Raw genomic sequence first — 16,402 nt, 5'->3', positions numbered from 1 at the left:
TTAACCAATAATAGCTAATAAAAATATTTCTGTGAAAAACATAATTTTAATTACTTTTTTAGTTTTTTCTTCGATTTCTTTTAGTCAAAAAAATGCAAGTAAAGAAGATTCGATAGCATTAAAAAGCTTTTACAGCACGTCATTATTAAAGGGGAAAAGTTACGCTTGGCTTGATCATTTATCTAATCAGATCGGACCACGATTATCAGGTTCTTTGAATGCCCAAAAAGCGGTTGAATGGACAGAGCAGGAATTAAAAACAATTGGACTTGATAAAGTGTGGCTACAATCAGTAATGGTACCAAAATGGACCAGAGGAGTTACAGAGTTTGCTTATATAGAAACCGAACCGGGACAATCTACTAATGTTCCCATTTGTGCGCTGGGTGGGTCCGTGCCTACACCTATTGGAGGTGTAAAAGCGGAAATTGTAGAAGTAAAAGGGTTAGAAGATCTTCGTAAGCTGGGAACCAGTAAAATAGAGGGTAAAATAGTATTTTACAACCGTCCTATGCAAGCGGATCTTATTAATACTTTTGAAGCATATGGAGGATGTGTAGACCAGCGATACTCGGGAGCGGCAGAAGCAGCTAAATTTGGAGCTGTTGGCGTAATCGTACGCTCTATGAATTTACGATTAGACGATTTCCCACATACGGGAACAATGAGTTACGGAGATTTAACAGATTTAGAAAAAATACCAGCTGCCGCTATCAGTACAAATGGAGCTGAACTATTACACTCGATGCTTGCATTAAATCCAAATATTAAGTTTTTGATGAATATGAATTGCCGAACCTGGAAAGATGTAGAGTCTTTTAATGTAATCGGAGAAATTACCGGAAGCGAATTTCCCGATGAATATATGGTAGTCGGAGGTCATTTAGATTCTTGGGATCTGGGCGATGGCTCTCACGATGATGGTGCTGGGGTAGTTCAATCTATGGAGGTGTTAAGGTTATTTAAAGAAACCGGATACAAACCAAAAAGATCTATACGAGTAGTATTATTTATGAATGAAGAAAACGGATTGCGTGGAGGAAAAAAATATGCTGAAGTTGCCAAAAATAAGGCAGAAAATCATGTCTTTGCTTTAGAAAGTGATGCTGGCGGTTTTACACCCAGAGGTTTCTCTTTTGATTGTAATGATGAAAACTTTACTCAGATTCAAAGCTGGAAACCACTGTTTGAACCTTATTTGATTCATTATTTTGCTAAAGGAGGTAGTGGAGCCGATATTGGTCCCCTGAAAAAAGATGGAATTGTTTTGGCAGGACTTCGTCCAGATTCTCAGCGATATTTTGATTATCATCACGCCAAGAACGATACATTTGATGCAATTAATAAACGTGAATTAGAACTGGGAGCAGCTACTATGGCAAGTCTGGTGTATCTTTTCGATAAATACGGTGTGAAATAATATATTTACGATCTAATCAAAGGTGACGATCAAAATTCCATTTACAGCATATGAATAATATCGCTATTACAATAATTCCAAAAATACTATTTATAAGGGATACAGTTGAGAATAGAAGAACTTCCATATTTTCTCGCTATAAATCAAATCCAACCACGAGCAACTCTACAAAATTGCTGGTATTGGGGTAAGAAACTATAGATAACAAGATGGTAATGGTGGTTTTACTATCTTATGATCAGGAACTATTAAACATCATAGCCGATATCATAATTATGGTAGTGTTGGTATATCAATAAACCAATGGCACGCTCGTTATGATTAGATAGATTGTATTTTTTTGCTTTTATTATATTCAATGGCTAAAAATGTTTCGTAAAATAGGTGTAATATTATTTTCTCATAGTACACTAGAAATTTATGTTTTTCATCCGATATTGCATCAGAATAGAGAAATTATGTAAGTTGTTTCTTGTTTAATTTTTTAACATTTTTAACAATATTTTCGTAAGAATTGTCTCTTGAAAATGACTTTTTGTTAAATAAGTTTGTGGTTTTACCCTTGTTAAGGTTTCATTTTTTTATAAAATCATCATTTCTTGATTTTATTTTTCTCTGTTTTTTCTTAGTATCTTCTTAACAATTTGGTTTTTCGTTTTTCTGAAATAAAATTTTTTTACGTTTTTCAATATTTGTCAATCCTCTTATAAATGTATGTTCTGAGCATAACTTACTGATTTACTTGAAGAAATAGAATGCAATGTTAAGATGTAGTAAAGGTGTAAGGAGCTATATTTTTACCTTCAAGATGTTATAACTTTAATCAATGTTCGTTGAGGTATTTCTGCTATTAGGTAATCACTCCATAACCAAGACCAGATAAAAAATAACTCGATAAACGAATAATGTAAGCACAATAATCGTCATATCAGAAACTTTTGTAATAATTGTTTTGATATGGTTTTTAAGAGAACATAAACTCAAAACTATACGAACCATGAATAATTTCACAATCAAAAATGGTATTTCACCATAGATTAATATGTTTATAGTAAACCCCTTACGTATGGGGTGTGCTAATAGTGAAGCATATTGCTTTTCGATCTTCGTCAAATATTAATGATAATTCAATTAATATTTGAAATCATGAAATAGATGTTTTAAAAAATTGGTTGACCAATTTAGAATCGAATTCTATTTATTTCCATTCAAATTCTATTCAAAGAACAACAAATAATAGTTAAGACCTTTAAACAATCAACCATAGGATTATTTTCATCCTAGATATTAACCTAAATACTAAAAAAGAACGACAGAAATTAATTCCAAAAACAATTTAAAAATTACACAAATCCATAAACTATACTAACAATGAAAAATTTTATTAAAATAGGCACGATAATGCTATGGTGCTTATTCTGCGTCAAATCTACAGCGCAGTTTAATTATGGAGAAGCACTTCAAAAATCGTTGCTTTTCTATGAAACACAGCAATCAGGAAAATTACCGGATTGGAACAGAATAAGTTGGCGATCCGATTCGGGTGTTAATGATGGGGCGGATGTAGGTCTTGACCTTACCGGTGGTTGGAATGATGCAGGAGACCACGTTAAATTTGGTTTCCCTATGGCTTTTTCTGTAACCGCTCTTAATTGGGGTTTTCTTGAATACAAAGATGGATACGATGCAGCAAATCAGACAGAGCACTTTAAGAGAAATATAAAATGGGTGACAGATTACTTCATAAAATGTCATCCTTCACCAAATGTTTTCTATGCACAGGTAGCCGATAGTAAATCTCAGGATCATAATTTTTGGATGCCGGCAGAGATGGTAGATGTACACCCAATGTATGGGCAACGTAAATCTTATGCTTTAACTACGAGTAATCCGGGGACAGATGTAGCGTGTGAAACCGCAGCGGCATTGGCTTCTGCCAGTATCATTTTTAAAGACAGTGATCCGGCATATAGTGCTACATTATTGAGTCACGCCATCGAGCTGTATGAATTTGGTGATAACCACAGAGGTCTTTATACTTCAGAAGGTAATATTCCTGCCGTAGGAACCTATACTTCAGGAAATTATCAGGACGAATTAACCTGGGGGGCACTTTGGCTCTACAAAGCCACCGGAGATCAAAAATATCTGGATAAAGCTGAAGCGGAATACACACAACCAGATTTCTTATGGAGTCTTGTATGGGAAGATAAATCCTATGGTAATATGGTTTTGTTGTCTATTATTACAGGAAAAGAGACTTACAAAGCGGATGCTGAGCGTCATTTGGATTGGTGGCAACAAGGAAACGGTGGAGTTAATTATTCACCAGGTGGTCAGGCTCATTTAACACAATGGGGATCATTACGTCACGCGATGAATGCTTCTTTAACAGCACTTATTTATAGTGATAATATAAATACTCCAAAAAGAGATCAATACCGCAATTTTGCCATTAATCAAGTTAACTATGCTTTGGGTGACAACCCTAACAATAGAAGTTTGGTGACAGGATTTGGAGTGAATCCGCCAACAAAACCACATCACCGAGGACAACACTCAAGTTGGACAAGAAGTAGTGCAAATCCGGTAGAATCCAGACATACTATGTGGGGAGCCTTGATGGGAGGTCCGTCTAAACCAGATGATGCTTTCGAAGAAGATCGTGATGACTTTCAGGCAAACGAAGTAGCTACAGATTATAATGCTTGCTATCAGGGGGTTTTAGCTAGAATGGTAATGGAATTCGGAGGATCACCATTGCCTAACTTTCCTCAACCCGAAACTCCTGGACTAGAATTTATTAATGAAGTGAAATTAAATAATGATCAGGCTAAATTTACAGAAGTTGCTATATGGTTAAATAACCGTTCAGGGTGGCCGGCTAGAGTTCCAAATACTTTAACCGCTCGTTATTTTATTGATATTTCTGAAGGAATTGCAGCCGGATATAATGCTAGTGATTATCAGTTAACTTCTCGTGGAGCTGGAAGTACCACCATCAATAATTTACAAGAATGGGATGCTGGTAGTAATATTTATTATGCAGAAATAGAAGTAGATCAGGATAAGATGCCTTTTCCCGGGGGTCAAGGAGAATATAGGAGTGAAATACAATTAAGAATTTCTTTACCAACAAGTGCGCCTGAATCAGCTTGGGATGCATCCAATGATTTTTCTTATCAAGGATTAAATAGTACATTAAAAATTTCTGAAAACGTACCAATTTATGCAGATGGGATTCTGGTAGGAGGAAATGAACCAAATGGAGGTGAAATACCAACTGCATCATTTACAGCAACTCCCGATTCGGGAACCGCACCATTAGAAGTGTCGTTTAATGCTTCAGCTTCTTCGGATCCTAATGGAGATGCATTGACATATAGTTGGGATTTCGGAAATGGACAGTCATCTTCTACAGTTGATCCATTAATCACATATACCGAAATTGGCTCATATTTGGTGACGTTAACTGTAAGTGATGGACAAAATACTTCTACAGCGTTCACCAGAACCATCACAGTCTTAGATGGTAATATTGCACCCGTAGCAGATTTTACAGCAACTCCAACTACAGGGATCGTTCCTGTAACGGTAAGTTTCGATGCCTCTGCTTCTTCTGATGAGAATGGAGACTCCCTAACGTATATTTGGGATTTTGGAGACGGAGAAACAGGTTCAGGAATAACAATTGATCACGAGTATGCGGCGATAGGTGAATACGAGGCAAAACTTACGGTAAGTGACGGTAGCAAAGAGGATACTAAAACCATTACAATTACGGTAACTGATGGAAGCCCAATTGCATCATTCACGGTGAGTACCGATTCCGGAGTGGCTCCATTAGAGGTTACTTTTGATGCCTCTGGCTCTTCAGATCCAACGGGAGGAAACCTTACATATAGTTGGGATTTAGGAAATGGTCAAACCGCTTCTACAGTATCAACATCTACAACGTATACAGCAGTTGGGCAAATAACGGTAGTATTAACAGTTACTAATACAGCTGGAGATACCGATTCTCAAACTAAAACCATTAATGTTACAGATGGTAGCGTTAGCTGTTCTTTTGACACACCAAGGGCAGATGCGTTACCTTCTATTAATTCAGAGTTTCAAAATATCTTTGTTCTAGGAGATGGTGGACCTAATTTTGATAATGTTGCCAAATTCAATATTAATTGGGACCTAGCAAATAATGGTTTGTATCAGTTTTCAATGAATACCGATAATGGTATTCCTAATTGGTGGAATGATTTTCTGCCAAATGTGACTCAAAATTTTAATGCTTCACAACCTGAAATAACTATTACAAATTCTGGATTTTCAGGATTTGATGGTTCTTATTATGCCACGATTAATGAAGGTGATTTTGTGTTAGTTTCCAAAACAGGTGGTTTCACTATTTATTTTAGCGCTGCTACTACAGCTCCAGATTGTGATGGGGGTACTACAGGGCCTGAAGGAGGTGTTATTGCCGGAGGACCATTTACCTTTACCGTTGGAGACGGAATCGCGGATAACGTTTCCGGAATCACTTTATCAGGAAATACAGGTGCTAATTCTCAATGGGTAGTAACCGATGATCAGAATACGATTTTAGGATTGCCGGCAAATATAGAAGATGTAGATTTTGATGGGGCAGGAACAGGTACTTGTTTAATTTGGCATTTAAGTTATGAGAACGGACTACAAGGTTTACAGGCAAATAATAATGTTTCTGCTTTAGAAGGTGATTTTGATTTCTCTAACTCCATATCGGTGATAAGAAATCCGGTAGATCAACCTGGTCCCGATGGCGGGGTGATTTCTGGAGGCCCATTTACGTTTACTGTCGGAGATGGTATTGCGGATAATGTTTCCGGAATTACTTTGTCAGGAAATGTGGGAACCAATTCGCAATGGGTAGTGACTGATGACCAGAATACCATTTTAGGATTACCAGCAAATATTGAAGATGTAGATTTTGATGGAGCGGGAACTGGTACTTGTTTAATTTGGCATCTGAGTTATGAAGATGGTTTACAAGGGTTATCGGCAAATGCTAATGTTTCTGACTTAGTAGGAGATTTTGATTTCTCTAACTCAATATCGGTTGTTAGAAACCCAGTTACAGATGGTGGTGGAGATTGTACCTTTGATACACCAATTTCAACAGCACTACCTAGTATAAATAATCGATATTCTCAGGTACACGTTTTAGGAAATGGTGGACCCAGTTTCAATAACTTTAGAGAGTTTTCAATTAATTGGGATTTACAGAATACAGGACTTTACGTATTTGCGATGAATACCAATGATGGACAACCAAATTGGTATGTTGATCTCAGAAGTAATCTAACATATAATTTTGGTGCTGCCAGTCCAGAAGCAACTCTAACTGGCACTGGGATATCGGGATTTGACGGAACTTATTGGGTAACTGTTAATGAAACAGATTTTGTCATGGTTTCTAAAAACGGAGGATTCACCATATACTTTAGTAATGTTGCAACGGCTCCTAATTGTAATGATGGTGACGGAGGCAATACAACGCCTATTGCAAATATATCAGCAACTCCTGTTTCTGGTGAGGCTCCTTTGTTGGTAACTTTTGATGCGTCAGGTTCTACTGATGTAGACGGAGATGCATTAAATTATAGCTGGGATTTTGGAGATGGAAATACGGCGAATGGTGTTACGGTAGAAAATACGTATGCCTCTATAGGAGATTACACAGCTACTTTAATTGTTGATGATGGAAACGGGGGAATAGATCAAGCAGTAATTACAATTACAGTTACTGATGGGGATATTATTATCAATCCGCCAACTGGAGATAATGCCTACATCAATCGTTTTATCGAAATGAGAAATGAATTTTACGATCCTGCTAATGGATATTTTAGTGCAGATGGATCGCCACATCATTCTATTGAGACGTTGATAGTAGAGGCTCCGGATTATGGACATGAGTCCACAAGTGAATTATATTCATATTGGTTGTGGTTGGAGGCGATGAATGGTAGAATTACCAATGATTGGGCGCCGTTAAGAAACGTTTGGAATAAAATTGAAGAATTCATAATTCCTACTAATGCAGATCAACCAACAAATGCTGCATACAACCCTTCTTCTCCGGCAGCATTTGCCAGTGAGTTCCCTTTACCTAGTGATTATCCTGCGCCACTCAATTTTAGTGCTCCGGTAGGATCAGATCCTGTTTCTCCAGATTTAACAGCTACCTATGGTGCTGATATTTATCAGATGCACTGGTTGCTAGACAATGATAATTTCTATGGATTTGGAAACAGAGGTGATGGAGTAAGTACTCCCTCATATATCAATACATTTCAGAGAGGAGAAGAAGAGTCTGTTTATGAAACTGTTCCTCATCCATCGTGGGAGAGCTTCGAATGGGGTGGGTCAGATGGATATCTTCCGCTATTTATAGAAGATCAGAATTATGCAAAACAATGGAGATATACGAGTGCTCCCGATGCAGACGCTAGAGCAGTCCAAGCCATGTATTGGGCTCAGGTGTATGCAAAAGAACAAGGGGCAAGCTTAGGAAATTTAGACTTAGATAAAGCCTCCAAAATGGGAGATTTCTTAAGACTGGCCATGTTTGATAAATATTTTAAGCCCTTAGGAGTGCAAAGTGCTTCTAGTGGAGCGGGATCTGGATATGACAGTGCACATTACTTAATGTCGTGGTACATGTCTTGGGGTGGTTCGGCAGATCCTGCTTCGCAATGGGCGTTTAGAATAAGTTCCAGCCATTGTCACATAGGATATCAAAACCCCATGGCGGCTTATGCTCTTACACAAGTTGATGAGCTAAAACCAATATCTCAAAACGGAGAAAGAGACTGGAATGAAAGTCTAAAAAGACAAATGGAATTCTATACTTGGTTACAGTCTAAAGAAGGAGCTATCGCAGGTGGCGCTACTAATAGTTGGAATGGAGATTATAGTCCTTATCCTGCAGGGAAATCCACATTTTACGATATGGCTTTTGATACAAACCCAGTATATCACGATCCCGGAAGCGGAACCTGGTTCGGATGGCAAGCCTGGTCTATGGAACGGGTTGCAGAGTATTATTATATCACCAATGATCCAATGGCAAAAAGGCTAATGGATAAATGGGTTGCTTGGGTGAAAAGTGAAGTTAGATTGATAGGAACAGATGATTTCGAAATACCTGCTACTTTAGAGTGGACTGGTGAACCAGATACTTGGAATCCGGATAATCCGGGAACTAACGAAAATCTAAGTGTTGTTGTAACAGACTATAGTGTGGATATTGGTGTTGCTGCTTCTATGTCAAAAGCCCTTATCTATTACGCTGCGGCTACTCAGAAGCACGCTACTTTTGATACAGATGCACGGGATCTGGCAAAAGAAGTACTGGATAGAATGTGGAACAAGTACAGAGATGACAAAGGAGTTTCTTCTCCTGAGGATAGAGGTGATTATACCAGATTATTTGAAGAAGAGGTTTTTATTCCTAATGATTTTGTAGGGGTTATGCCTAATGGAGATGAAATCAAACCTGGTGTTACGTTCCTGGATATCAGATCAGATTATAAAAATGATCCTGAGTTTGAACGATTAGAAACCGCATATAATGCAGGAGAAGATTATACTCAACGTTATCATAGAAGTTGGGCTCAGATAGAAGTTGCACTTGCAAACGCAGAGTTCGGATTCTTTTTTGGAGATCAAGAACCTGGAGTTAAAGCTCCTGAAGAGGTTTTTAAAGTTACTGCTACACCAAATCCGGCTTCAGATTATATAACGATTTCTACTAATTTTGATATGAAAAATACCAGAGTTAGAATAATAAATATTGCAGGAAATGTTATTAGAGCGGAGTCCTTGATTAATGAACAAAAGTCGTCCAGGCTTTCAGTTAATGGATTGCCTTCAGGGATGTATATTCTGGAAATTTTTGATATCACTACCGGAGAAAAATTCAGAAATAAAATTATCAAAAATTAATTTTAAAACAAGGAGAGAGGTTATGTGGCCTCTCTCTTTTTTTTATAGCTCTCTTCAAGTTTTGTAGATAAAAAAATCGTGTTGTCTTTATAACTAAGATCAGTTATTACCCTTGGGTTCACATCATCTTATTACAAGTCTACATAAACTGTTGTTTTACTTTCTTAACATTTTAATAGTGAAAAAATAAATACAAAAAATGAAACGATTCGTAAATTATTTGATTATTCTGTTATTGTCATTTGGCAATATTTCAGAAATTTTAGCACAACAACAAAATTTCTTGACAGTCTCAGGAAACAAATTATATGACACGACTGGAAAAGAAGTAAGGTTGACAGGAGTAAACTGGTTCGGTTTTGAAACATCCTTATATCAACCACACGGTATTTGGAGCAGAGACATGAAAAGCGTATTACAACAAATCAAAGATTTGGGTTTTAATACAATAAGAGTACCTTGGTGTAATGAAATGCTTAATCCTGGGGCAACTATAAACATCAATTCTTATGGAACGGATCCGTATACTGGAGTGTCTCCTATGAATGAGGAAGAAGCAACTGTAAGTAAACCAATAGAATTACTAGATATTTTTGTTCGCTGGTGTCAGGAAAACGATCTAAAAATTGTACTAGACAATCATTCAAGAGCAGCTGATGGATTCCTAAATGAAGCCGTTTGGTATACACCGCAGTATTCTGAAGAAAGATGGATTAATGATTGGGTTTTTATTGCAGATCGGTATAAAGATTTCTCGGCTGTTGTGGGGATGGATTTAAACAATGAACCACACGGATCGACCTGGGGCAATAGTAATCCGGCAACAGATTGGAACAAAGCAGCAGAACGATGCGGTAATGCTGTTCTTCAAGCAAATCCTAATGTTTTAATTATTGTAGAAGGTGTTGGAGAGTTTGAAGGAAATTCATACTGGTGGGGAGGACAATTAATGGGAGCAAAACAGTATCCTGTACAATTATCTGATCCCAGTAAATTGATGTATTCTGCACATGAATATGGTCCTGAAGTAGCACCACAAGATTGGTTCACGGCGAGTAACTTTCCTCAAAATATGCCCGGTTTATGGACAGATAATTTTCATTATTTATACGAAGAAGGCACCTCACCGATATTCGTAGGAGAATTTGGGATAAAAAATCAAGATGCTTTTGGAGGAATTGCTTATACCTGGTTCACAGAATTTACGGATTTTATGGGTGATATTTATTCCTGGACATTTTGGACAATGAACCCTAATTCTGGAGATACCGGAGGCATTTTACAAGACGATTGGGCAACCGTAAACCAGTGGAAAATGAATGTACTGAGTCCACATTTTGCACCGTTGATTCCTAATGTAGTTGGAGGAACCGGTAATCGTCCGCCGGTTGCAAGATTTACGAGCAATATAACTTCTGGTGATGCACCTTTAACTGTTTCATTTGATGCATCAACTTCTTCAGATCCAGATGGCGATAATCTAACATTTAGTTGGAATTTTGGAGACGGAACAACAGCTACAGGAGAAAGTATTTCTCATCTGTTTACAGATGTTGGAGAGTATCAAGTGATTTTAACTGTAAGCGATGGAACGCTTAGTGATACAGAAACTCTTACAATCACTGTTAATGATCCAGATGTTAATACACCAGTGGTAACAGCTAATATTTCTACTGATGTTAATGGCGGTGTGGCACCGATAACTATTAATTTTGATGCTTCGGGTTCTATGGTATCTGATGGAAGTGCATTGACCTATGCCTGGGATTTTGGAGACGGTACATCCGGTAACGGTATTGCCATAAATCATCAGTATAGCAATGCAGGGAGTTATACCGTAATACTAACCGTTGCTAATTCAGATGGGATTTCAGATACCGACAGTACTACAATTACCATAACTGAACCAAATACAGGAGGCGATTGCAGTTTCGGAGCACCTTTATCGAATCCATTACCTACTATTGCGAATGTAGCTTATACCAAGATGTATGTCCTGGGATCAGAAGGGCCTGATTTAAGTAATGTTACTAATTTTACAATCAATTGGGATCTACAAAATAATGGATTATGGCAGTTTTCTATGAATACGAATAATGGGATTCCGAGCTGGTGGAACGATCTAAAAAATAATGTAACTAGTCAAAACTTCAATTCATCACAACCTAGCATCACGCTTTCAGGTACAGGGTTTCCAAACCTTGATGGGCCTTATTATGCAACTATCGATGATGATAATTTTGTCTTAGTTTCTAAAAACAAAAATTTTACAATTTATTTTAGTAATAGTGACGCGGCTCCAAATTGTGAGAATAGATTAAGGAATTCAGTTTCTGAAAACCAAATAGGGTTTGAAGTTTATCCAAATCCAGTAAAAGATAGATTACAAATCAAAACAAATGATTTTATTGAAAACGGAAAGATATATCTTGTTGATATCACAGGAAGGATCATTAAAACGCTATCTATTCCTTCAAAAATAAAAGAGTTCGAAATAGGAACCGCAGATCTTTATTCAGGGTTGTATTTTGTAAAGATTCAATATAATAAAGTTACCACAACAAAAAGAATCATAAAAAAGTAAACTACTCTACTTCTATCGATGATGGTACGGGAAAAAATCATTTGCCTTATAATATGTATTCTTTCCCTTGCTTTCTTTTAAAATGAATCTCTTTTAAGAGGTTAAAAAAAAGTTAAATAAATAGTGATAGGAAGGAAAGAAAGACGTGCCAATCTGATAGCTCGCAGAAGTAATGATTGTTAGATAGAAATATTTTAAATCGAATTCTTAACGTATTTATACGAATTCTATTTAGAAAGAGTCAGATAATAGTTTGATGAAATACAACAAACTTCTGATGTTGTAAATTGGAGAGTTTTAAAATCGATAAATTCTTGTTAAATACTGTTAACTAGTTAGTTGCTGATTTTTTGAGATAGAATTTAATGCAATAAAAAACGTTCTTTAAACATAAGGTAAATAAACAAATATCTTAAAACCAAACACACACAATCATCAAATTTTAATTTATGAAACCAACCAAACTCAGAATTTTAATCACATTCTTATTTTTTGGACTTCTGCTACAAGCGCAGACTCCAGAAGGAGAATTAAAAAGATGGCATAAGGTCACTTTAACATTTAACGGTCCAAATACATCAGAGACTGCAAATCCAAATCCTTTTTCGGATTATCTTTTAGAAGTAACGTTTACACATCAGGGTAGCAATAGAAGCTATAAAGTTCCGGGGTATTTTGCTGCCTGCGGCAATGCAGAAAATAACAGTTGTAATTCAGGAAACAAATGGAGAGTACATTTTGCACCAGATGAAACCGGAACATGGAATTGGTCAGCTTCTTTTAAATCAGGAACTAATGTGGCTATTGACGGTGGGGGATCTAACGCCGGATTTATGAACGGAGATACGGGTTCTTTTAATATAGCTGAATCTGATAAATCTGGAAGAGATCACAGATCTAAAGACAAAGGAAGAATAAAATATGTTGGTCAGCACTATCTTAAACATATAGGTACGAACCCATCTAGCCCAAATGGCGATTGGTTTGTTAAAGCTGGTGCGGATGCTCCAGAAAACACACTAGCCTACGAAGATTTTGACAACACACCGAATAGAGGTAATAGAAGAAAAAATTGGAATCCTCACCAACAAGATTATTCTGCAAGTGATGCTGGTGCATATACTTGGGATGGCGGAAAAGGAACTGAACTACTAGGAGCTGTTAAGTATTTATCAGATAAAGGAGTTAACGCATTTTCTTTTTTAACTTTAAGTCTTCACGGTGATGATGAAAATGTATTTCCTCATTTGTTAAAAGTTCCTGTTTCCACATACAATGGTTATAATGACGGACAACAATGGAACCAAGGTGTACATAAGGACAGGTTCGATGTATCTAAACTAGCTCAGTGGGAAAAAATATTTGAATATGCAGATAAAAAAGGAATGTACATGCATTTCAAAACCATGGAGACTGAGAATGACAACATTATGGACGGAAATAATTTTGGCCGTCAGAGAAAACTGTATTATCGGGAGTTAATAGCACGTTTTGGTCACCATTTAGCACTTAATTGGAATCTTACAGAAGAAACTACGATACCGGATGATGTTGTAAAAAGCACCGCCTCTTTTATCAAACAGCAAGATCCGTATGATCATCATATTGTAATTCATACGTATCCGAACCAACAAGATGAGAGATACAATCCTTTATTAGGGAGTAGCTCTGAACTAACAGGAGCATCTTTACAGACAAATAATCTTTTGAATTCCCATAGAGATGTAAAAAAGTGGGTTGACAAATCCAGACAATCTGGTAAAAAGTGGGTTGTAGCATTAGACGAACCTGGCAATGCTCAAATAGGTGTAGATAAAGATCCTAACGATAATAAATTGGTGAGACACGAAGTATTATGGGCTACGTTTATGGCAGGTGGAGCAGGTGTAGAATATTATTATGGATATAGCACAGGTCAAACTGATTTATCGGCTCAAGATCATAGATCCAGAGATAAAAAATATTCTGATGCGGCCAGAGCCCTAACATTTTTTAATAACTATTTGCAAGATGATCTTATAGATATGGTTTCCTCAGATGGTATCACATCTGATAACAATGACTACGCTTTTGGTAAGGCAGGAGAAATATATGCCGTTTACAGACCTAATGGTGGTTCTACGGGCATAAATTTACCATCTGGAAACGGAGAGTATGAAGTTCAATGGTATAACCCACGTGGAGGTAGTGGTTTAACTAATGCAGCAACACTAGGGGGAAATCTTGTTGCTCCTGATAATAATGACTGGGTGGCGCTTATTAAGAAAAAAGATGGCGGTGGCGGAGGCGGTCCCGATCAATGTGTAGCTTTAGAACAAAATGGTATTGTTGCAGTAGAAGCAGAACATTTTGAGAGCCAGACCAAGACTAATAATAGACAATGGTATGTATTGGATGGAAGTGGTGGAACTCCAACTCCTGACCCTGACCCTGACCATTCTTCTGGAGCAAGTAGTGGTGGATATCTAGAGATTTTACCTGATACTAGAGTTACCCACGATGATCCTTTAGGAAATGGTGTAAGTTTTTCTAACACACCAGGACAAGTAGCCATTATTAATTACAAGGTGAAATTTACAACTCCAGGTAAATATTTTGTTTGGGTGCGTGCCTATTCTACCGGTTCAGAAGACAATGGAGTGCACGTAGGGCTTAATGGTAATTGGCCTGCTTCAGGACAAAGAATGCAGTGGTGTCAAGGAAAAAATCAATGGACTTGGGAAAGTAAGCAACGTACAGATGCTAACCATTGTGGAGAAGCTCAACAAATATATTTAGATATACCTTCTGCAGGAATTCATACCATTTCATTTTCGATGAGAGAAGATGGATTCGAGATGGATAAATTTGTATTGTCAAAGAGTTACACAAAACCTACAGGCAATGGTCCGGCTGAAGTTTTGGTAGATTGTGGAGATGAAAACACTTCCCCACAAGTATCGATAACATCGCCGGCTAACGGAGCTAGTTTCGAAATAGGAGAAGCAATTCCGCTTATTGCTAATGCTTCTGATGGGGATGGTACTATTGAAAAAGTTGAATTTTTTATCAATAATAGCTTGGTAGCAACAGAGCTTTTGATACCTTATGATACTTCTACCACTATTGATTCTCCTGGAAACTATACGATCGTGGCAAAGGCTACTGACAATGAAGGAGCAGAAACTACATCACAATCTGTAAATATTACGGTAGAAGATGATTCAGTTCCTCCAACGGATATTATTGATATACCAGGATCTTTTGAAGCAGAAGATTTCGAAATAAAATCTGGTAGCGTTCGTATTGAAAATACGCCGGGAACAACTTCTGATAGAAACCTAGGATATATTAGAAATGGAGATTTCGTAGATTATGCAGTAAATGTTGATACCACAGGTGAATATACATTTGATTTTTACGCTTCTAGCAAAGGTGTAGGAGGAAAAGTAGATATCGTTGAGTCAGGAACAGTAGTCGGTTCAATTAATATTCCTGTAACGGGAGAATGGCACAATTATAAAAAATATAGTACAACGGTTTCTTTAACATCAGGAGAGAAAACATTAACGTTGTCTTTTGTTGGTGGATCAGGATATTTATATAATATTGATAAAGTTGTAGCGACAAAAGTTCAGCCTGTAGAGCAGACAATAACATTGTCGCCAATCCACGATGCCTTTTTAGAAGGATCTAGAAGATATAATTCTGATATGGTTCGAATAGAATTGAATAAGAGAACCGGATATTTGATGTTCGACCTTTCTTCTATTAATGGAACAATCACCAAAGCAGATTTAAAGTTTACAGTGTATTCAGATCCTGGAAATGGAAACATAACCATCAATAAAGGGAATAGTAACAACTGGACTGAAAATAATTTATCCAATTCTAATAAACCAGGAAAAGGAACTCAACTAGGTTCATTAAATGCTAATTTCCCGATAGGAAGTACAAAAACGATACCGTTGAAAACGGCTCAGATTTCTGGAAATAGACTTTCGCTCATTATTGACGCAGTTTCTGGTAATGATTTTGCCTTTGCATCTAAAGAAAATGGATCAGTAGCAAAACCCCAATTAGTTCTTACATATACTACAGGTAGAGATGATTTTGGTAATGCTGATGACATCAGTTTTTATCCGAATCCTGTAGTTAATGTACTGAACATTTCTGGAGGTACTGCAGGTAAGACAATTAAGATGTACAATTCTATTGGAGTTCTCGTAAAACAAGTAGTTCTGGAAGAAGGTCAAAATACGGTCGATATGACTGATTTGTCATCAGGAATATACATTATGAACATTTTAGAAGCTGGAAAAACCAATAAGGTACTATCCGCCAAAAAAGTGATCAAACAATAATTCAACCACAAACTCAACTTTAAGAAAGGGCTGTCTGAATAAGATAGCCTTTTCTTTTGCCATTAAAGT

4 protein-coding genes are annotated in these 16,402 nt (G+C 37.0%); all 4 read left to right on the top strand.

What is annotated here, in order from left to right; all coding sequences use genetic code 11:
- Nucleotides 1-31 precede the first annotated feature (31 nt).
- The 4 genes from ACE94K_RS20925 to ACE94K_RS20910 all read left to right on the top strand — a co-directional run bounded on the left by ACE94K_RS20925 (nucleotide 32) and on the right by ACE94K_RS20910 (nucleotide 16,333).
- Nucleotides 32-1,420, top strand: coding sequence for a M20/M25/M40 family metallo-hydrolase (locus ACE94K_RS20925; RefSeq protein ID WP_378177121.1), 1,389 nt, complete (start codon nucleotides 32-34; stop codon nucleotides 1,418-1,420).
- Nucleotides 1,421-2,791: 1,371 nt separating this feature from the next.
- Complete coding sequence (locus tag ACE94K_RS20920; RefSeq protein ID WP_378177118.1) at nucleotides 2,792-9,406, top strand: glycoside hydrolase family 48 protein; 6,615 nt, start codon at nucleotides 2,792-2,794, stop codon at nucleotides 9,404-9,406.
- Nucleotides 9,407-9,605: 199 nt separating this feature from the next.
- The gene (locus ACE94K_RS20915; protein WP_378177115.1) at nucleotides 9,606-11,990 is read left to right on the top strand and encodes a cellulase family glycosylhydrolase; all 2,385 of its coding nucleotides are present in this window, start codon (nucleotides 9,606-9,608) and stop codon (nucleotides 11,988-11,990) included.
- A 449-nt stretch (nucleotides 11,991-12,439) separates the two neighbouring features.
- Nucleotides 12,440-16,333: a carbohydrate-binding protein gene (locus ACE94K_RS20910; protein WP_378177112.1), complete on the top strand. Its 3,894-nt coding sequence runs from the start codon at nucleotides 12,440-12,442 to the stop codon at nucleotides 16,331-16,333.
- Nucleotides 16,334-16,402 lie beyond the last annotated feature (69 nt).

Origin of the sequence: Aquimarina besae (assembly GCF_042434905.1) — a bacterium.
Classification (GTDB): Bacteria; Bacteroidota; Bacteroidia; order Flavobacteriales; family Flavobacteriaceae; genus Aquimarina.
Note: the sequence above shows the minus strand (reverse complement) of the source record. Positions and strands in the feature narration are given on the sequence as shown.